Genomic DNA, 20520 nt, shown 5'->3' on the forward strand with positions numbered 1-20520 from the left:
GCGGTCAGCCCTCAGGCCTCTTCGCCGGCCAGTTGCTGCCACTCCTGTACCAGCGGGTGCTCCAGCACCTGCGCCACGTAGTCCTGCAAGGCGTCAGGCACCGCGATGCCATAGCGGCGGAAGCGGAACACCACCGGCACGAACATCGCGTCGACGATGCCGAACTCGCCGCAGAGGAAACGGCTGGAAGCGCTCCGCGTGCGCAGGTCGCTCCAGAGGCTGAAGATGCGCTGGATCTCCTCCTTCGTCTCGACCGTCAGCGCTTGCGCAATATCCCCTGTGGATAAGCCGAACGACAGCTGCGTGCGCAGATGACTGAAGCCCGAATGCATTTCCGCCACGGCAGCCCGGGCCAGGGCCTTGGGGATCGGGTACTGCGGCCACAGCTGGGCCTCGGGGTGCAGGTGCGCGATGTATTCGGCAATCGCCAGGCTGTCGTTGATGACCACGCCTTCGGTCAGCAGTGCCGGGACTTTCCCCGAGGGCGAATACCTGAGAATCTGCGCGCGGGTGTTTTCCTGGCCCAGCTTCACCTTGACCACCTCGAAGGAAACACCGGCGGCCTTGAGGACCAGCCATGCACGAAAAGACCACGAAGAGCTGTTGTAGTCCCCGATAACGAGCGTTGTCGACATTGTTTTTACCTGGCTTGCGCAATGGAGTGGGTGCTAAATTTATCGGCCCACCTTTCCCCCGTATTGCACAAAACTGGACAGGGTCATGAGCGAGCATCAGCTTCCAGGGACACCTGACACCACCGGGCGGGACTTCTCGCGCTTCTGGCGAATCAGCGAGGGCGACTGCGAACTGCTGTCGGCGCGCTACAGCAGCCAGTCATTCGGCCGTCACTCCCACGAGCGCTATGCCGTCGGCGTGATCAGCGCCGGCGTGGAAAAGCTCTATTACCGTGGCGGCTACTACCTGGGTGGGCAGTCCAGCATGGTGACCATCAGTCCGGGGGAAATCCATGACGGCCTGGCCGGCTGCGACACGGGCTGGATGTACCGGATGCTGTATATCGATCCGACCTGGTTGAACGAAACCGTGCTGGGCCAGCGCGTTGCCGCGGACCATATCCACCTGTTTCACCACGCGATCAGCCACGATCCGCATTTTGCCCAGGTGTTTCTCCGCGCCCATCGACTGATCGAACAGGCCGGCCAGACGCTGGAGCGCGAGACCACCCTACTGGAACTGGTCAGCTGCTTGTTCCAGCGCGACGGCGTCGGCATCGTCCCGTCGCCGGCCCTCGAGCGGCACGCGGTCACCCGGATCAAGCAGAAGCTCGACGACGAGTTCGAGCGCAATATTCCCCTGGAAGAACTGGCCAGGCTGGTGGACATGGAGCCGCTGTACCTGATCCGGGTGTTCCGCGCCAATGTCGGCGTGTCCCCGCACCAGTACCAGATCCAGCGCAGAATCGCCCGGGTGCAGCAGTTACTGCGCCTGGGTACCGGGATTGCCGAAGCGTCCTTCGCCTGCGGCTTCTTTGACCAGAGTCATATGGCCCGGGCCTTCAAGAAGGTGGTCGGGGTGACACCCGGCAGTTTTCGCCGGACGCGTTGAGCCGCCCGCGCAATCGGTGTAACCGACCCCGAGGTTCCAGGCACGCTCCTGTCGGAAACCTCCGATTCCACCGCTAATTTGCCCTCGAGCCCGCGTAATACTTGAGCCCCCCACCTTCGGGATTTAATATCCACGCCGCTTATGTCGAGCACTCAGTCCCGGTTGCACACCTGACCCGCTCAGGGCCCCGCTGAGAAGAAAAACTAGAGAAGGTGAAGCAATGACAGGTGACAACCTGACACCGGGTCTGCTCAAGCGCGGCCTGAAGAACCGCCATATCCAGCTGATTTCCCTGGGCGGGGCGATCGGCACCGGGCTGTTCCTCGGTTCCGCCGGGGTGCTCAAGTCGGCCGGCCCGGCGATGATCCTCGGCTACGCGATCTGCGGTTTTATCGCGTTCCTGATCATGCGCCAGCTCGGCGAGATGATCGTCGAGGAGCCCGTGGCCGGCTCCTTCAGCCACTTCGCCCACAAGTACTGGGGCGGCTACGCGGGCTTCCTCTGCGGCTGGAACTACTGGGTGCTCTATGTGCTGGTGGGCATGGCCGAGCTCACGGCCGTGGGCAAGTACGTGCAGTTCTGGTGGCCCGAGGTGCCGTCCTGGGTCAGCGCGGCGGTGTTCTTCGTGCTGGTCAACCTGATCAACCTGACCAATGTGAAGACCTTCGGTGAGGCCGAGTTCTGGTTCGCGATCATCAAGGTGGTGGCGATTGTCGGCATGATCGCCCTCGGCTGTTACCTGCTGATCAGCGGCGCCGGCGGCCCGCTGGCCACGGTGAGCAACCTGTGGAGCCACGGCGGGTTCTTCCCCAATGGCATCAGCGGCCTGCTGATGGCGCTGTGTTTCATCATGTTCTCCTTCGGTGGCCTGGAGCTGGTGGGCATCACCGCCGCCGAGGCCAGCGAACCGCGCAAGGTGATCCCCAAGGCGATCAACCAGGTGGTGTTGCGGATCCTGATCTTCTACGTCGGCGCGCTGACCGTGCTGCTGTCGCTGTACCCATGGGACCAGTTGCTGACCACCCTCGGCGCCTCCGGCGATGCCTACAGCGGCAGCCCGTTCGTGCAGATCTTCGCCCTGATCGGCAGCGACACAGCGGCACAGATCCTCAACGTGGTGGTCCTCACCGCCGCTCTGTCGGTGTACAACAGCGGCGTCTACTGCAACAGCCGCATGCTGTTCGGCCTCGCCGAGCAGGGCGACGCGCCGAAGTCGCTGATGAAGCTGAACAGGCAAGGCGTACCGGTACGGGCCATCGGCGTCTCGGCACTGGTGACGCTGCTGTGCGTGGTGGTCAACTACGTGGCCCCCCATGAGGCCCTGGAATTGCTGATGGCGCTGGTGGTGGCTTCATTGATCATCAACTGGATCGTGATCAGCCTGACCCACCTGAAATTCCGCAAGGCCATGGAGCAACAAGGCGTGGTGCCGGGCTTCAAGGCGTTCTGGACGCCGTTCAGCAATTACCTGTGCCTGGCCTTTGTCGCCCTGATCCTCGGCGTGATGCTGATGATCCCGGGCATCAGCGTGTCGGTGTACGTGATGCCGGTGTGGGTGCTGTTCATCTACGGCCTGTACCGCCTGCGCCTGGCGAAGGGTTCGGCCCGCCCGAGCTGAGCCGCCTGATCGTTCCCACGCGCAGCAAAACGCTGCGCGTCACCTCGCCGGCACTGGACGCGGAGCGTCCGGTCAGGCATTCCCACGCCGGAGCGTGGGAACGATCGCCGTCGGTCCCGTATTATCAGGGTTTGCCCGGATGGGGTTGCGGGTAGTCGCGGACGATATCCACCGGCCACGCATAGGGGCCATCCCACAGTTGCTCATGCAACGCTTCGATCCGCTCGGCCATGGCACTGTCGCGCATCACCACTTCCAGGTTGCGCGAGTTGTCGAGGTAGCCGCCCAGCCAGTTGCTGGTGCCAACCCAGGCCACCTGCCCGTCGATTTCCATCGTCTTGCTGTGGATAACTCGCGCATAGGGAATAAAGCCCTGCGGATCCTGGGGCAAGGTGACGATCTTGACCTGCACATTGGGCAGCACCGCCAGGCTTTTCAGATAGGCGACTTCCGGCATGCCGGTGTTCCAGTCGGAGACCATCAGCTTGATCGACACGCCACGCGCCGCGGCGGCTCGCAGGGCATTGTCGATCACCGCGTAGTACGCACGGGTGTTGTCCGGAGCGGATGACAACGGTGCATAATCGAGCAATTGCACCCGCACCTCGCGTTTCGCCTCGGCCAGCAAGCGCGGCAATTCCTGCTGCGAATCGCCGACGCCGGGCGGGTTGTAGCGTTGCGGGCTGGCGACCAGGTAGTTGCCGGTGCGTGCCGGCTCCTTGCCGGCCCTGGGCAACGGCACCGCCTTGTTGTCGGCCAGCGCGGCCTGGGCTTTCCAGTCCTGATCGAAGATCGCCTGCACCTGGCCGACCATGGTCTCGTCGCTGATGCGCAGGCCGGTCTCATGGATATGTTCGAGCGAGCGCCAGTCGAAATTCTGGCTGCCGATAAAGGCCAGGCGACCGTCCACCACCAGATACTTGGCGTGGATGATGCCGCCCCCCACGCGTGCGTAGGGCAGGACACGGAACGTCAGGTTGGGAATCCTGCGCAGCCGCTCCAGGGTCGCCTCATCGGAAAGCGCCAGGCCCTTTTCCTCCAGCAGGAAACGGATCTTGACCCCACGCTGGCCGGCGGCCTCGAGGCTTTCGAGCACCTTGTCCATCACCGAGCCGGGATGATCGGCAGTATAGAACTGGCCGATATCGATACGGCTTTGCGCACCGTCGAACAGTTCGATCCAGACCTCGCCGGGCTGGCGCAGGTCCGGGGTCGCGAGATCCGTCGCCAGCGGCACGCTGTGCACCAGCTCGAAGCCCGCAATGGAAAAGTCCGCCTGGGCCGGCGGACTGAGCAGCAGGCCGATCAGGCCCGCCATGGCGACGCTTGAGCGTGCCGGTTGAAACTTCAGGTGGATCGGCATAAATGTCTCGTCGGGAAAGGTAGGACGGCCCGCCCCCCGTCGTGCACCACGCGGCTGGCCGGTCGTTCCCGCGCAACGCGCAAGGAACGCTCCATCAACCCTCAGGGTAGCCGTATATCGTTACCATACGGCGTCTGCAAATCCCGCTCGGGAATCTCCCAGACCACCAGTTTGGGTGGCGTCTGCCTGAACGCCGGGCTGTCGAAGTAGGCCTTGGCCGCTCCGGAAAATTCGCCGCCATCCTTGGCGAAGTTACCCACAGGGGCGCCCAGCGCGGCCTCGAGGAAACCGAGGAAATTCGAGTTGCGCGAAAACGAGGTGCCGATCAGCGCTGTGTTGGGCAGGTTGTCGTCGCCAAACAGATCGTCCAGGTTGTCAGCACCGGCGGCCTCTTCTGCCTGCTCCTTCACCTGGGTCGCGGCCACGTTTTCGGTTCGAGGCTGCAACATCGGCGGTAACCAATCGATCCCCGCCAGGCGCACCAGATCACCCGGGCGCACCGCGCTCGCCTGCGTCACCAGATCGAAGCGCTTGTGTGGCGTCGCAGTGAACTTCAGCCCTGCGACCGCCCGGGCAACCTGCCCCGCCGCCGCCTTGGCACCGGCTTCGCTCCAGTGCGTATCGGTGCGCAGATAGGCCCCCACCCCCACCGCCTGCAACGTCGGTGTCAGGTCCAGGACTGGCACGCCAGCGCCCTGCAACAGGGTCAACCATTCGCCGATGCGTGGCGCCAGCAGCGCCGGGCGGGCCAGCGTGCACCGTTGCGACGCGACGATCCGACTCTTGTCCGGCACCACCGCCACCATCAGTTGGATACCGCGCCTGGCCAGCCCTTGCTGCAACTCGATCACCGCCCCGGCCTTGGCCCGGGCATTGAGCGCGGCGTTGTGGTTCACCCGCAGTTCATCGGTGAGGAACAACCAGCCGGGACAGCCCTCACGCACCCGTGGCCCAAGGTCGCCGAACACCAGCCAGCTGGCGCCACGCTCCAGGTCGGCGGCCTGTTTCGGCGCAGGCGCGTCGGACAGGGTCTTGGCGAAACGATGGGTGATATCGCCATGCAGCAACATGTCCCGGGTGACCACCTTGGGCACGAACTCGATCGAGCCCTTGAGCATCAGCCAGACACAGGACAGGAAGCCCAGGGACAGGAACAGCGTGAAGATCACCCCGGCCAGCGGGCTGGCGCGCAACGCCAGTTCGGTGGGTGGCGTGGGCGCGGTCGACGGGGATTGCGTTGGCTTGGTCATCAGAATTGAAAGTACAGAAAGGGCACGGCTTCACGACTGGCGATCAGAGCGAACGACAGGATGAACCCGAGCACGGGCCAGAGGGCCGCTGCCAGCACGAACCACGCACTGTCGGCGAATCGTCTTTCACATCGCGCCTGCAACAGCGGCGCGAGGATGCACACCAGCCCCAGCAGGGCCGCCAGGCCGTGCACCGGGCGCAGGGTCACCGCCAGCGCATCGCCGAGGGCGAAGCCATGCTGGCCGAACTGCCCGCCATACATGCTCAGGGCCGTGGCGAAATCCGGGGAGCGGAACAGCGTCCAGGCCAGGCACACGAACAACAGCGTCGCGGTATGCGAAGCCCACAGCGGCAGGCCCGGCAGGCTGGAGCGCGACCAGGCGCGATCGACGCACAGGGCCACGCCGTGGGCCGAGCCCCACAACAGGTAGTTCCAACTGTCGCCGCCATGCCACAGGCCGGCGATGGCCATGGTCAGGAACAGGTTGCGATAGGTTTTCCAGGTGCCCTTGCGATTGCCACCGAGGGCGATGTACAGGTAGTCGCGCAGCCAGCTGGACAACGACAGGTGCCAGCGCCGCCAGAAGTCCTGGATGCTGTAGGCCAGGTACGGCCGGTTGAAGTTCTCCGGAAAGTGAAAGCCCAGCATCAACCCCAGGCCGATGGCCATGGCGCTGTAGCCGGCGAAGTCGAAGAACAGTTGCAACGAGTACGCCAGGCAGCCGATCCAGGCATCGACGAAGGATGGCTGGTCCAGGTGGAAGGCCACATCCACCAGCGGCGACAGGGTGTCCGCCACCAGCACCTTCATGCACATGCCGATCATGAAGCGGCGCGCACCGAGGGAGAAGTTCACCCAGTTGAAGTAACGCTGGTTGAGCTCTCTCCGGACCCAGTCATAACGGATGATCGGCCCGGCAATCGAGTGGCCGAACATGGAAATGTAGGTCGCGTAATTGACGAAGCTGCGCTCCACCGGCACCACATGCCGGTGCACGTCGACCAGATAGGAAATCGCCTGCAGGACAATGAACGACAGCCCCGCCGGCAGTGCCACCCGCTGCCAGGCCATGGGCATGGCACCGTAGCAGGTGATCAGGTCGTTCCAGGTAGCGGCGAGGATATTCGCGTACTTGTACCAGCAGAGCACCGCGGTGTTGATCACGATCAGCGCAATCAGCAGCCGCATCCGCCCGCGCCCGTCTTCCCGGGAACGATCCACCAGCAGGCCGCCGACCCACGCCAGCACGGTCAGGACCATATGCAGGAACAGGAACAACGGGCTCAACCAGCCGTAGAACAACCAACTGCCGATCAACAGGATCACATTGCGCCAGCCCGGTCTTGCCAGGGCATAGACCAGCAGGAACGCAGGCAGGAACAGCGTCAGAAACTCGAGCGAGGCGAAAACCATGGCGACGGGTGCTTCCGATTCAGTTGGACACGCTATCCGTGGCAGTGACAAGGCGTGGCCCCGTCGGCGAAGGCAATACCAGCAAGCTGTAGCGCTTGTTCGGTTCCAGCGCCCCCAGCTCGACCGGCGCACCTACCGGCTTGTCGGCGCAGAGCAGTTGGACCGCCAGCGAAGCACGTGGATTGAGTTCCTGGCGGCGCGGGTTGCCCGCCGGCGCCTTCTGGAACAGATCGACATCGCGCCCGGCGAGGTTGATCCGCGCATCGGCGCAAGCAGCGTCGGCATTGAACAAGGCCAGCGAGGCCTTGAGCTGGTTGGGGATATCGAAGGCTTCGTTGACCACCAGTTGCCGGATGCCCTGGTGGCCGTCGTCCAGGGCAAATACCGTGGTGAAGTCCCCCGCCGCGACCGTCACCTGCACCGGCACGCTCTGCCCGTCACGCTGGAGCGTGCCCTTGACCGGCCGGCCACCGGGAACCGGGATAAAACCGCTGACGGCCTTGTCGCCTTCCAGCTTGAGGCTGGTCTTCGCCCCTTCCGGGGTCAGTTCCAGGGCACTGCCGGAGACATTGACGAAGCGCAGGTAGGCCGAGTCCTGGGACGGGCCGGTGGGGTACAGGGCAATCTGCGCACTGAACGCGGTGCCGCCCAAGGCGACGCCGAGCAGGCCGCCAACGAGGCTGAAGGTCCGTTTCACTGTTTCGCTCCCTTGACCGCGCTCGCGGGCAGTTCACTGATGGATTTGCCGATGGCCGCCGCCCAGGACTTGTACCCGGCGATGGTGAAGTGCTGCCCGTCGGAGGTGATCCACTCCCCTGGCTTGGAGAACTTCGTGGAGTCGATATAGGTGCAGGGCGCGACCATGTTCGCCAGGGTGCCGGCCACCAGTTGGGTGCGCACCTGGTTCTTGCCGTAGGTGTTTTCATTGGTATTGCTGCCATTCGCCTTGCCCCAGGCAGGCCCGACCCACACGCACTTGGCGCCGCTGTCGGCGATCTGCCGGGTCAGCGCGGTGACGCTCTGGTAAGCCCAGACCTTGGGAAACGGCGTGGTCTTATAGGAAGCCATGGTGTCCCCCATGATCAGCACCACCAGGTCCGGCTTGTCCTTGGCGATCACCTCCTTGATCGGCTGGGTGTCCAGGGTGCCGCGGCTCATCACCTTGATCTTCTCGCCTGGATCGCGGGTGGCGCCGCAGTCGAGCTTCAGTTTCGGCGTGACCCAGTCCGCCGGGTTGGCCCCGCAGGCACCGATCGCATGGACCTGCGCGCCCTGCTGGGTGAGGTTGTCATACAGCGGGTTCATCAGTGAGTCGGGAAAACTCATGTGGCTTTCGCCAATCACGAGCAACGTCAAACCAGCGAGCACAGAAGAAGCCATGAACCATTCCTCGTTGAATCAATTCGAATAGGGGGAACCGAAGGGGCTGACCGGCAAGTCCATCGGGCCGGTCATGTCCTCGAAGGTGTAACGCAGGTACAGGCCACCGGCGACCTGGCGGTAGTCGCTGGCGTTGTCCACGCCCAGCGAGCCCCCGAGGAAGAAGTTCGAACCGAACTTGTATTCACCGGCGGCGTTGAAGCTGTAGCCGATTCCTGTCTTGTTTTCGCCGTCATAACGCGTCAGGCCGACTGCCGTGGCGTTCGGCTGCAGCTCGCTGTGACCGGGGAAGATCGCGGCGCTGTCCTGGCCGATATGCTGGACGCCCACCGAACTCTTGATCCGGTAGGTGAATCGCTCGGTACGTTGCGACCAACTGACCGGCACGCCGAGGGCGAAGAAGGTCTGCGGGCTGAAGTAACCGCCGTGGCCGTAGGTGTAGAAGTCCTGGTTATCCGAGTAGCTCAGGGCCGAACCGCTGAGGCCGAGGGTCAGGATGCTGCCGGGGGTATTGCGCAGGTACCAGTAGACGCCGCTGCCCAGCTCGAAGCGGTCGTTGTCGTCGACGTTGTGGCCCACCAGCCGGTGTGCCGAACCGTAGCCGTAGGCGCCGAACTTCTGGTTGTCGTAACCCAGTTCGCCACGTACGCCGTTGGCGGTGACGCCCCCCCACTTCTCGCCGGTACGCGGGTCGCGGGAGCCGGCGAACGAGGTCAGGCTGTCGGTCACCGCCCGCCGTGAGGCACTGACGCCGTAGCTGAAATTGGAGTTGGCCGCGAATGGCCGGTTGAGGCTGACCCCGCCAATCGGCGTGCTGTAGGTAAAGCCCACCGGGCTGACCCCGATGTCGGCCTTGAGGCCCTGCTCCTTGTCGCGATAGGCCAAGGCGAACCCCACGCCGCTGTCTTTCTGCGACCCCACCGGATCCAGGCCGCTGGTGCCGAAACGGGCCTGGGCGAAATTGCCCGGACTGCCCGAGGACAGCCAGACCGGAGTAACCTGCAGGGCGATGCTCGCCATTTCCGTACCCACGGGGATACTGAGTTCAAACGGCGTCTCGATATCCGTCAGCTTGCCCAGGCCTTTCTCGCTGTTGTTGCTGCGCACGCTGAGGCCCTGGACCACATAGCCGGTGCGGTCCTGGAGGATATCGTCCAGGGCCAGTTGCGCCGGGCTGCGTCCCGCCTGCGCAGCCGTGTCGCGGGCATAGCTCTGGTCGAACGGATTGACGCCGCCATTGGTCGCGGCAACGACCTGGGCCTTGCGCCCGACCGGTGCCGGCACCTGCTCCGGATCCCCCGCGCCGAGCCCCGTCGCCGGGCCATCCACCGGCGGCGGAATCAGTGACGCCTGGGCCAGCGCGGTGGTCTGGCGCCGCTGCCCGGCCAGCCCGACAAAGGGGTTGGCCGAGACGGCCGAGCCGGCGGAAGTCACCACGTAGGTGTCGCTGCGCTGACTGTTCTCGATCTCGATGGCCTTGCGCAGCAACTGGCTGGCCTCGCCGGTACGGCCCATGCCGCGATAGACCCGCGCGGACGCAGTCAGCGTCTGCGGCACGCCCGGTTCCAGTTCGAGGGCTTTTTTCACCGCGCTTTCGGCCAGGGCATAGTCCCGGCCTTGCAGGGCGATATCGGCCAGGCCCAGTTGCAGCCTGGCGTTGCCCGGATCGGCCTTGATCAGCGGTTCATAGAGTTGCCGGGCCTTGGCGACATTGCCGCTGGCCGCATACATGCGCGCCAGCGAAGACACCGCCAGGCTGTCGTTCGGACGTTGCTGGAGAGCCGGCGACAACATGTCGTAGGCGGCCACCAGATCATTCTTTTCACGCAGTTCATCGGCCTGTTTGACCCGGTAGAGAAACACCAGGTCCTCGTAGCGCTTGCTCGCGGTTTCACTCATCGGCTTGCCTTGCAACTGGCGCAGGATGTCGCTGGCTTCGGCGTCCTGGTCGGCCTTGAGCAACACGCCCGCATAGAGCAATTGCAGGTCCGGCGTCGACGCGGACTTATCCAGCAAACCGCGCATCAGGCTCACCGCCTGGTCCGGATTGCCGGCTTCGGCATAGGCACTGGCCAGCACCGCCAGCCGCTCGGGCTTGCCCTGGGCCAGCGGCTCGCAACGCGACAGCAGCGCCCAGGCTTCCTGGCGCTGGCCGCGACGGGCGACATCCACCGCCAGTTCGGTCTGGATATGCAGGCGGATATCCAGCTCCATCTCGTTCATGTCGGCACTGCGCCTGGCCGCCGGAATCCGCGCCAGGGTGCGTTGGGCCTTGCTCCACTCGCCCAGTTCGGCAGACAGCAGGGTGCTGGTGTACAGCGCGTCCGGCTGGTCGGGTTGCTGCTTGAGCAGTTCGTCGATCAGGTCGCGGGCGACCTGGGTCTGGCCGTTGCGCAGGTAGACCCGGGCCAGGGCGAAACGTGTCCAGGGATTCTTCGGGTCGTCGGCCAGGGCTTCCTTGTAGGCTTTCTGCGCGGCAGCGAGATCGCCACGGCGCTCGGCCAGCTTGGCCACCTGGGTGGCCCGCAGCGCGCGGATATGCACGCTGGGCGCCAGGCGCGCCTGTTGCGCCGGTGACAGGCCGTCGATCAGTTGCAACGCTTCATCGGACTTGCCCGACCGCGACAGCGCGGCGATCAGTCCGCTCAAGGCATCCGGGTAGTTCGCGGTGCGCGCCAGCACCTGGCGATAACCGGCTTCGGCGGCGTCCAGTTGCCCGGCCTGGGCCTGCAACCCGGCCAGCGCGGTCGGGCCGGCCGGCTCCACCGGGTTCTTGGCAATGGCCTGTTCGATCAATTCCCGCGCCTGGGTTTGCCGTCCGCTGCGCTGGGCCTCGGCGGCCTTGTCGAGGAGGATCCAGTAGCGCACATCCTCGAGGGCCTCTTTCCATTGCCCGCCGCCGGCGGTGCGGGTCGCCTGCAGCAGATAGTTCTCGGCTTCGCCCAGGCGTTTCTGCTGCTGGCGCAGGATGCCCATGCCACCGAGGGCGTCGTAGTCGCCGGGCTTGTCGTTGAGGCGCGCCTGCAATTGCTGCTCGGCAGTGGCCAGGTCACCGGCCTCGAGGGCCTTGAGGCCACGGGCGACATGGGGATCGCGCTGCCAGCCGGCGCCGCCGCGGCCCTGGGCGATGCCCTTGTCCATCAACGCGCGGATTTCCGTGTCGTTCGGATGCGCCTGCAGATACTGCTCGAACAATGACACCTGGTCCCGCGACGGCGGACCGAGCCAGACCAGGGCGAAGCGCCAAGTCTCGTCGGCGTTGCCACCGATATCCGGGTTATGCGACAGCCGCGCCAGGGCACGGATACCTTCCGCGCGACTGTCGGGATTGCGCGCCAGGTGCAATGCCAGCCACAGGTCGAGGATCGCGTCATCCGGACGTTCCCGGCGCAACCGTTCCAGCCCGGTCCGCGCCTCGGGCCAGCCCCCCGTGGCGAAGCCCAGGGTGTTGTAGTACTCGCGGGCGATCAGGCCTTGCGGCTGATGACCGTCCAGTAACTGCCGATAGGTCTCGACGGCCTTGTCGCGCTCGCCGGCATCGCTCAGTTCGCGGGCTTTTTCCAGCAGTTGCTGTTTGTCCGGCGGGCTCAGGGCAATGTCCTGCTCGAGCTGCAACGCCAGGCGCGGCAACGGCTTGATCGCCTGCAACCGGGCCAGGTAATTCTGCGCGCCGGCCAGGCGCTGTTGTTGCAGGTCGATCAGGCCCAGGCCATACAAGGCGTCGGGTTGCTCGGGCTGCAGGTTCAACAGCCGCGTCCAGGCTTCCGCCGCGCGGTCCGGCTTTTCCTTGGCCTGCCAGTAGTAACCCTGCTGGATCAGCAGCGACTGCGGGGCAGCGCTGTCGGCGGCGAAGCTGGCGCCGGATGCCAGGGCGGCACACACCGCCAGGGCTAGGGTTTGCTGGCGCATGCGGCCTCCCAGGACACTTTCACGGTGCCGTCTTTGTTGAACTGATAGCGGTTCTCGCTCCAGCCGAGGGAAAACAGGCTCAGCATCACGTGGTAATACTGGTGCTGTTGATAAGCCGGATCGGCCGGGTTGCTGAAGTGCGCGATCGCCTGGTCCACCAGGCGTTGCTGCTGGTCCGCCAGCAACGGCAGGCCCTTGGCCCGCAGGTACGGCACCAGCGCGGCGGAGAACCCGTAGGGGCCGATCCCCTCGGTGGCGCCGGTCAGGACCTGGACCTTTTCCGGCGGTACGCCGGTGGACGCCGTGGCCTGTGCCATGCCGTCGAGATTGTCGAGAATCGGCCTGGCCAGCGGATCGCCCGGTGAGGTCAGGCCGGCCCAGAGATAGGCACGAATGGCGTCATAGCTGCCCTGGGCATTGGTGAACTTGTCCACCACGAACAGGCCCTTGTTGACGTCCGTGCCCCGATAACCGACCCAGTCCGGGACGAATCCGAAGCGGTTCATGTTCTTGTCGGCGATCATCTTCGCGGTGCTCTCGGCGACCTCTTTCCAGGGGCTCGACGGCGCCTCCCTGCTGAAGCGGCGCAGCAGCGGGATCGGCGTGTAGCTGGCATTGAAACGCCACAGTTGATCCGGGTGCTCATAACCCACCGGCCCGGGCAGGAGCATCTTGCCCAGGCCAGGGATATCGCGGATCAGGGTCTTTTCGACGTTGTTCAGAATGCGTTGCGCATCGCTGCGGTACGCCGGCTTTTTCCACAGGCGATCGGCCTCCAGCAGCGCGTAGGCGAACCACAGGTCGGCATCGCTGGCGGAGTTCCTGTCGAGCACGCCCCAGGTGCCGGCGGGAGTCGGCCCCCACAGCCAGCCGGGCAGGTTCCCGGCGATATCGGCACCAGCCATGTTGTCCCGGGTCCAGCGCCACAACGCATCGAAGGTCACCGGGTCATTGGCCACCAGCGCAAAGAACATCCCGTAGGACTGGCCTTCGGAACTGCTCTGGTTGGGGTCCATGCTCGATCCGAGCATGCGCCCGTCCTTCTGCACGAACCGCTCGGCGTAGCTTTTCCACAACGGCCAGTTCTGCACGCTGCAGCCCTCGGCCTGCACCGTGCCCGAGACCAGCAGCACCAGCGACAGCAGGCCGCCCAGGCAGCGCGGCTTGAGACATCGAGCGACACTCATGACAGTCGCTTCCGAGCCCGTGAGCGCAGGAACAAGTACAGCAGCACGCTCACCAGCGCCAGGCCCGCCACCGTCACCAGCAGCATCCACAACAGGTTCTGCGACAGGGTCCACTGCACCCGCTTGAACAGGCTCAGGTCGCCGACGTAGTACTGCTCGTCGGCCACCAGCGAGGTGATCCGCTTGTCCTGCACCACCGCCAGGCTGCCCTGGATGCTGTCCTTGTAAGAGTCGCCACCGATCAGCGCGGCGGTGGCATCGGCCAGGCCTTCCGGCTTGCCGCTGGCAATCACCACCACACTGCGCTCAGGCTTGAGCGGCGATTCGAAACCGGCCAGGTAAGTGCTGCTGTTGGCGCCGGTGTAGGTCACCTGAAGACGTGGCTTGCGCTGGTTGGCCTGGGCATCAGTGCTGATCCAGTCGCGCAGGCGCAAGGTCAGGTCGGACAGGTTGAAGCGGTGGCTGCTGCCGGCGGTGCTGGCGGGCAGGCGATCGGCCCACTGTTCCAGCAAGGGCTGGTTGGCTCCCGAGGCGAATACCAGCAGGTCCTTGTCGCTGACCGTCTGCACATCCTTGGCCTGGACCACGGTCACCGCCGTCGCCGGGTAACCGGTGGACTCGCCGAACCGGCCTAGCACGGTCAGGTAGGCGCCCCACTCTTGCGGGCCGCTGCCGTCGGGCAGGACCACGGCACTCTGCGACAGGTCCGCCAGGCGGGTGAACGGGAAGCCGCTGTCGTTGAACACGCCCAGGTTGGGCAAGGCGATGTAATGGTTGAAACCGCGCAGGTCGAGGCTCGAGTCCGGGTCGATCAGGCCGCGCATGTTATCGATGATGATGTCCCGGCATTCGCCCTGCTTGACGTAGTCGAACATGAAGCGCAGTTGCAACTGCGAGCGCGGCGACGCCACGCCCAGGGGCAACAGCACATTCGCCTCGCGGGGCAGGCTTTCATCCTTCTTCAGCAACGTCAGCAGGTTCTCGCCGCCGTCCAGGCTCTTGAGCGACGGCAACGGCATGGATTTCATGAAGGTGTTGTTCAGGCTCACCAGCAGTGACGAGTTGGCCGACTCCTGCTGCGGGGTGTAGCGGTATTTCAGGTCCAGCGGTACACCCGCTTCGCGCCAGTTGAACAGGTCCGGTGGCAGCCGCACGGGGATATTGATACTGCCGGGGTTGTAGCCGGACACACTGAGTTGGCGGGTATCGAGCAGTTCGCCCAGGCGCACCGGCCGATCGGACGGCAGCCAGTTCGGTGCGTCATAGGGTTTGCGCGGGCTCAGCGGATCGAGATGCTCGATCACCACGCTGCTGCCCACCAGCGCCTTGCTGCCCACCGCCACGGCGGCGGCAGCCAGCTTGAGCTCGGCCGCATTGCGTCCGGCGACGAGCAGCAGCTTGCCATGGGGATCGCCGGGGTTGGTCAGCAGCGTGACGGTCGCGCCTTTCGGTGCCGGCACCTGCAGGCCGCCCAGTTGCACCGCCTCCTGGCTTTCGATCAGGACAATCGCATTGCCCTGCTCGGGAAGCTGGCCCAGGCTGCTGGTGAAACTCGCGCCTCGATAGGCCGCCAGGCCACCGATCCAGGATGACAACGCCCCCGCTGCTTCCAGGGCGGCGTTATCCGGTTGCCGGGCGAACACGACCGGCAGGTTGACCTGGCGCGAGTCGCGGCGATCGAAGAACGGCAGCGGCAGGATCGACAGATCATCCTTGAGCTGGATCGGCGAAACGCTGAGCTTGAGTTCCGAGCTGTTGTTGATCTTGGCCCACAGGCTGCTGTGCTGCGGGTCCTCGCACTGCATCGTGTAGTGCCCGATAAATTGCAGGCGCAGGCGGTTGAACTCGGTGATCAGGTGCGCAGGGATCTGCACCACCTGCTGTTGCGGCTGGCCGGCGCCCTCCTTGGGCAACGCCAGGCTGGCGGCGACTTCGTCGTTGACCAGCACGTTGATCTGCGACAGGTCGGAGAGCAGCGCCGGCGAGTAGCTGTAGTGCAGCACCAGTTGCGCACCGTTGACCACTTCGTCGGCGCGGATATCGAAATTGACCCCGTCGGCCGCTTCGACACCCTGCAGGTTCATGGTGTCCAACCGGCCCAGTTGCTTGAGGGTCAGGTCGCGGTTGTAGCTGCCCGCGCTCGGCTGGACCACGGGACCGGCCTGAGCCGGTGCCAACGCAGGCGTCGCTGTCGTATCGGCATGGGCCAGGGGAATCATGCCGCCCAGGCCCAGTAGCGGCAAAGCCAGCCCCGATAAAAACTGCACCGATGAAAGCAGTACCCATGAAGGCAGGCGCATGAACGGATGACGTGGGCCACGGGTGGCGCTGCGTGCTGAGGATTTGATGATCATGACTTGTCCATAAGAGGTTCGAGCGGTTGCGAAGGAGCGGATCGGGCGACCAGGCGGTCGCGGGCCTGCAGGGCCACGGCCTTGAGCAGAGCGCCCATGCCGACGAGGCCGATGGCACTGACTTCCCGCAGGGCCGACAGCGGCGTATCGAGCTTGCCGCTGCCCCAACTGGCGGCCCAGGTATCGGCGCGGGAGAAGGTCATGCGCACCAGTTCGCTTTGCTGGCGCAGGCTCAGCGGGTCGAACAGCGCGCCCAGGTACTGACCCTTGCTGAACACCACCGTGGTATCGAACTGGCTGGTGCGCGAGTTGCGGAACAACGACACCCGCACCCGTTCCCCCGCCGCCACCGTGGTTCCCGCCGGCAATTTGAGGCCCAGGCCGCGCTGGGAAAAGTCCTGGGTCGTACCGTAGACCTCGGTGCCATCGGCCAGCTCGATCCTCACCGGCAGCTCGGCCCGGACCCGGGGTTCCGCGCGCACCTGGCGGGTCTCACTGGCCACCGCGACCGCGGCGCTGGTAATGATCAGGTTGTAGAGCGTCCACACACAGTTGATCAGCACCGTGATCGCCGTGTCCGGCGCCCCCCAGATCAACTGGTGGATACCGAAACCGAGACCGGTCACGTTCAGCACCAGCAGGACGATGTAGGGCCGGGCCAGCTTCCAGTCGAAATACTCCTTGTCGATGATCCCGCCCTTGTCGGTGACGTTGAAGCCGCCGAACTTCGGGTTGACCAGCGCCATCAGCACCGGCGGCATGATGTACCAGGCCAGGACCGTCTCGTAGACCTCGTTCCAGAACGAATGCCGGAAACGCCCCTGGATGCAGGAGTTGGTCAGGTTGGAATGGAACAGGTGCGGCAAGGCATAGGCGGTGATCATCAGGGCCGAGGCGTGGAAGATCTGCGCGCCGAAGATCAGGTAGGCCAGCGGCGCGGTGAGAAACACCAGCCGTGGCAGGCCATAGAAAAAGTGCAGCATGGCGTTGGCGTAGCAGATGCGCTGGCCGAGGTTCAGGCCCTTGCCCACCAGCGGGTTGTCGAGCCGGAAGATCTGCGCCATGCCGCGCGCCCAGCGGATCCGCTGGCTGATATGTCGCGACAGGCTTTCGGTGGCCAGGCCCGCCGCCTGGGGGATCGCCAGGTAGGCAGTGTTGTAGCCGGCACGGTTGAGCTTGAGGGCGGTGTGGGCGTCCTCGGTCACGGTTTCGACCGCCACCCCGCCGATTTCCTCCAGTGGCTTGCGGCGCAGAATGGCGCACGAGCCGCAGAAGAACGTCGCGTTCCACAGGTCGTTGCCGTCCTGCACCAGGCCATAGAACAGCTCGCCTTCGTTGGGCACGGCGCGGAAGGTGTTGAGATTCTTCTCGAACGGGTCCGGGGAAAAGAAGAAGTGCGGCGTCTGCAACATCGCAAGCTTCGGATCCTTGAGGAACCAGCCCATGCCGATCTGCAGGAAGGATCGGGTCGGCACGTGGTCGGCGTCGAACATGGCGATGTATTCGCCGTCGGTGACCTTGAGGGCTTCGTTGAGGTTGCCGGCCTTGGCGTGAAAGTTGTTGTCGCGGGTGATGTAGTTGACGCCGATGCTCTGGCAGAAGCGGCGGAACTCATCGCGCCGGCCGTCATCGAGGACATGCACGCGCAGCTTGTCCTTGGGCCAGTCCATCGCCTGGGCGGCGAAGATGCTCAACTTCACGATGCTCAGGGTTTCGTTGTAGGTGGGGATGAACACATCCACCGTCGGCCAGTCGCCCGGATCGCCCGCCAGCATCACCGGACGGCGGCGCAGCGGCCACGCGGTCTGCACATAACCGAAGACCAGCACCACCAGCGCATAGATCTCCGCCAGCACCAGGCCGTAGCCGAAGAGGATGTCCAGCCAGCCGTCAAAACCGAGGGTGTCGGTCAGGCGCCAGTACAGGTAGCGCAACGAAGCCACCAGCGACAGCACGATCAGCGCCAGGATCGGCAGGCGCCCCGGCAGGCGCTTGATCAGCAACGCCGAACCGAAGCACAGCGCGGCGAACAGGCATTGGGTGTAGAGGTCCAGCGGGGCGCTGATGATGCTGACCAGCAACAGGCCGGCGACCAGCGCGCCGCCGAAAATCAACACCCGGCGCAGTGCGCCCGGCCATTGCTTGAAGCGGGTCGACCAATCGTTGAGACGCAGTTCGCTGCGCCCCGGGAGATGGGACGTGGGATTGGGATCGCGGATCATGACAAATGGGACTCTTGCGTACCTTGCATGAGCAGTTCGCACAGCGAGCCTGCGATATCGAGGGTGTCCTGGCAGCCTCGGGTGCTTGGGGTGTGCGCCAGCGGGTTACGGTCGTACGCCAATGCTTCGCTGAAGAAATGATCCTGATGGATCACTCCGAGCAGCTGGTTGCCTGTTCTTTTTTTCAGCACTTCGTACACGTCGAGGCTGAACTGGCGGGACGTATCCAACTGGTTGATGACGTATTTGCACTGCAACGGCTTGTCCCGCTGCAGATAGGGCGCGAGCAGCCGCTCCATCTGGTTGAGACTGGAGTAGGACGCCGCATCGGCGAGGGTTACCACCAGGGCGATGTCGGCGATGGCCAGGGCCTGGGCGAGATAGGCCGTAGCCCCGGGCGGCGTGTCGATGATCAGTGTGTCCCGCTCGCCCAGCCCCATGTCGGCCAGATGACGAGCCAGCCAGGTGGGATCGGCGCGCAGGCTGTTTTCGAAATCCAGGCGTTCCGCTTCGCTGACCACCCCGTAGGCCAGGCAGCGGCTGGCGGCAAAACCCTCGCGAATCAGCTGGCGCCAGTCCTGCTGCTCCGGGTCGTCCTGGGCGATGCCCGGCCATTGTTCATTGCCGCCCAGATGCAGGCACAAGGCGTTTTGCGGGTCGAGGTCGATCGCCAGGGTACGCCCGCCGGAGCGCTTGATCGCACTCGCCAGGGCACCGGCCAGAGTGCTCTTGCCGACACCGCCCTTGGCCGAGACCACCGCGATGACCTTGGCTTTCAGGATCGGACGGGAAGCGCCCGGGACAGGGGCATCGACGACCACCGCTGCACGCTGTTGCTCGATTTCCGCCAGCAGGCGACTCAGCGGTGTGGAACTGGCCGGGGCTGCCGGCAGGACGAACGGCGATGGCTCGACGACCGCAGACGGGGTCTGCGCCTGAGGTACAGGCGGTGTCGCGACAGGAGACACCGGGACCTCGACCACGGACACCCCGTCCGGCGGTTGCCCGGTACTCAAGACGGCGGCACAAGGCGTGGCAGTCTCTTCGATGTAGTCGTAGGACGGTTCTATTTCCCGATAGCTGTCCGCGCTTGCGCCGAATCTCTGGAACAGATTCGCGATATCGTCTGGCCGATGCATCCTGGTATCCCTTTGTACAAAAAGGTTCAAAACGAGCATCCAAAGGGACTAGCACCAACCCTGGTCATACACTCCGTTGTTCCCCGATGACTCCCCCCCACAAGTGATATCAATATGATTGTGTCATTATTTTGGAGTCTAATTGATTTTACGCAGCGAACAGGCCGTGCTCGCCAATATTTTGGCGAACAAACTGTAATCCATTGAATGTAAAGGAGCTCTTGTCCCCTGCGCGGGCCACTCGCCTGTTGATCCGTGACAACGGCGCGTCGGTCCAATAGATTAGGCGCCCGGAAATGCCCAAGGCATTTCGCGCCTCACAACCTGTCAAATGAAATAGCGAAATTTCGATGCCTGATTCCCATACCGATGAAGCCGTAACCTCCTTGTCCGCCAAGCACGAGTACGAAAACGCGATCAATCTTTCCCAGCACGTGGCCCAGGCCAAGACCATCAGTGAAATGGTGCTCGACGCTTTCCACACCTCCAAGGAAAGCGATGAGATTCGCCAGTTGCGCGCGGCAATCCGCCAGGCGCACGACCGTTTTGACGACGACAAAGCCTACGAACTCATGGGCCAGCTCAAGCAACTCAAGGACGCCGAGGCCGCGGATATCGCCGCGCTGGAAGACCTGAGCACGAAATTCCCGATCACCCGGATCCTCTCCAGCTACAAGGACGACCCGGCGTTCCAGGAACTGGTCTACGGCCTGGCGCTCAAGGTGCTGAACCAGACCCACCAGGCGGTGAGCAACCCGAATGCCGGCAAGGGCAAGGCCGCGCGCCCGAAGAAAGAAGCCGAGGTCTTCGTGATCAGCAAGGACGGCAACAGCGTCAACTTCCCGCTGCGCACGCCACGCTCCAAGGCCAACGCCGATCGCGAAGCCTACGAGTTCCTGGGCTTCGCCTTTGCCGGTCATGGCGACCTGGCCGAACTGCTGAGCGAAACCTTTGTGGACAACGAAGGCAACGAACAACCGGCGACACGCAAGAACATCGTCACCGCGATCCAGCAACAGACCGCGTTTGCCGGCTACAGCATCGTTCAGCAGTAAAACCGCGATGGCTTGATCGAAGCCGTGGTGGGAAAGGGTGGATGTGTTACGAGGTGCGACGT

General features: G+C 64.4%; 14 protein-coding genes. 3 read left to right on the forward strand and 11 right to left on the reverse strand.

Features of this window, described 5'->3' with window-relative positions; translation table 11 throughout:
- Positions 1-11: 11 nt before the first annotated feature.
- Positions 12-635: a glutathione S-transferase family protein gene (locus KI243_RS26915; protein WP_212810088.1), complete on the reverse strand. Its 624-nt coding sequence runs from the start codon at positions 633-635 to the stop codon at positions 12-14.
- Between the two features lie 85 nt (positions 636-720).
- Between KI243_RS26915 and KI243_RS26920 the strand changes: the two genes are divergently transcribed.
- Positions 721-1566: an AraC family transcriptional regulator gene (locus tag KI243_RS26920; protein WP_212810089.1), complete on the forward strand. Its 846-nt coding sequence runs from the start codon at positions 721-723 to the stop codon at positions 1564-1566.
- 220 nt (positions 1567-1786) lie between these two features.
- Entirely contained in the window at positions 1787-3184 is a 1398-nt protein-coding gene (locus KI243_RS26925) for an amino acid permease (protein ID WP_212810090.1), read from the forward strand.
- 124 nt (positions 3185-3308) lie between these two features.
- Here the strand turns inward: KI243_RS26925 and KI243_RS26930 are convergent, their stop codons facing one another.
- The 10 genes from KI243_RS26930 to bcsQ form a co-directional block, all read right to left on the reverse strand.
- Positions 3309-4547: a phospholipase D-like domain-containing protein gene (locus tag KI243_RS26930; protein WP_212810091.1), complete on the reverse strand. Its 1239-nt coding sequence runs from the start codon at positions 4545-4547 to the stop codon at positions 3309-3311.
- Between the two features lie 101 nt (positions 4548-4648).
- On the reverse strand, positions 4649-5797 hold the full coding sequence (locus KI243_RS26935; RefSeq protein ID WP_178990693.1) for a cell division protein FtsQ: 1149 nt from the start codon (positions 5795-5797) through the stop codon (positions 4649-4651).
- On the reverse strand, positions 5797-7212 hold the full coding sequence (locus KI243_RS26940) for an MBOAT family O-acyltransferase (protein ID WP_212810092.1): 1416 nt from the start codon (positions 7210-7212) through the stop codon (positions 5797-5799). The genes KI243_RS26935 and KI243_RS26940 overlap by 1 nt, the downstream gene beginning before the upstream one ends.
- A gap of 19 nt (positions 7213-7231) precedes the next feature.
- Positions 7232-7909 carry a cell division protein FtsQ gene (locus tag KI243_RS26945; protein WP_017123668.1) on the reverse strand — a complete coding sequence of 226 codons (678 nt, stop codon included), beginning with the start codon at positions 7907-7909 and terminating at the stop codon, positions 7232-7234.
- Positions 7906-8592 (reverse strand): SGNH/GDSL hydrolase family protein, encoded by a 687-nt coding sequence (locus KI243_RS26950; protein ID WP_177084214.1) that lies wholly within the window; start codon positions 8590-8592, stop codon positions 7906-7908. Before KI243_RS26950 ends, KI243_RS26945 begins: the two co-directional genes overlap by 4 nt.
- A gap of 18 nt (positions 8593-8610) precedes the next feature.
- Entirely contained in the window at positions 8611-12501 is a 3891-nt protein-coding gene (locus tag KI243_RS26955) for a cellulose biosynthesis protein BcsC (protein WP_212810093.1), read from the reverse strand.
- Positions 12483-13688, reverse strand: a complete 1206-nt coding sequence (gene bcsZ / locus KI243_RS26960) for a cellulose synthase complex periplasmic endoglucanase BcsZ (protein WP_017123665.1) — start codon at positions 13686-13688, stop codon at positions 12483-12485. The genes KI243_RS26955 and bcsZ overlap by 19 nt, the downstream gene beginning before the upstream one ends.
- Positions 13685-16042: a cellulose biosynthesis cyclic di-GMP-binding regulatory protein BcsB gene (gene bcsB / locus KI243_RS26965; RefSeq protein ID WP_212810094.1), complete on the reverse strand. Its 2358-nt coding sequence runs from the start codon at positions 16040-16042 to the stop codon at positions 13685-13687. The genes bcsZ and bcsB overlap by 4 nt, the downstream gene beginning before the upstream one ends.
- The gene (bcsA, locus tag KI243_RS26970) at positions 16039-18264 is read right to left on the reverse strand and encodes a UDP-forming cellulose synthase catalytic subunit (RefSeq protein WP_177128447.1); all 2226 of its coding nucleotides are present in this window, start codon (positions 18262-18264) and stop codon (positions 16039-16041) included. Before bcsA ends, bcsB begins: the two co-directional genes overlap by 4 nt.
- The gene (gene bcsQ / locus KI243_RS26975; protein WP_212810095.1) at positions 18261-19403 is read right to left on the reverse strand and encodes a cellulose biosynthesis protein BcsQ; all 1143 of its coding nucleotides are present in this window, start codon (positions 19401-19403) and stop codon (positions 18261-18263) included. Before bcsQ ends, bcsA begins: the two co-directional genes overlap by 4 nt.
- Before the next feature lie 350 nt (positions 19404-19753).
- Here bcsQ and KI243_RS26980 point away from each other — a divergent pair, with 350 nt between their 5' ends.
- The gene (locus KI243_RS26980; protein ID WP_017123661.1) at positions 19754-20458 is read left to right on the forward strand and encodes a hypothetical protein; all 705 of its coding nucleotides are present in this window, start codon (positions 19754-19756) and stop codon (positions 20456-20458) included.
- The last annotated feature ends 62 nt before the right edge of the window (positions 20459-20520 follow it).

Source organism: Pseudomonas sp. Ost2 (genome assembly GCF_018326065.1).
GTDB classification, from domain to species: domain Bacteria; phylum Pseudomonadota; class Gammaproteobacteria; order Pseudomonadales; family Pseudomonadaceae; genus Aquipseudomonas; species Aquipseudomonas gingeri.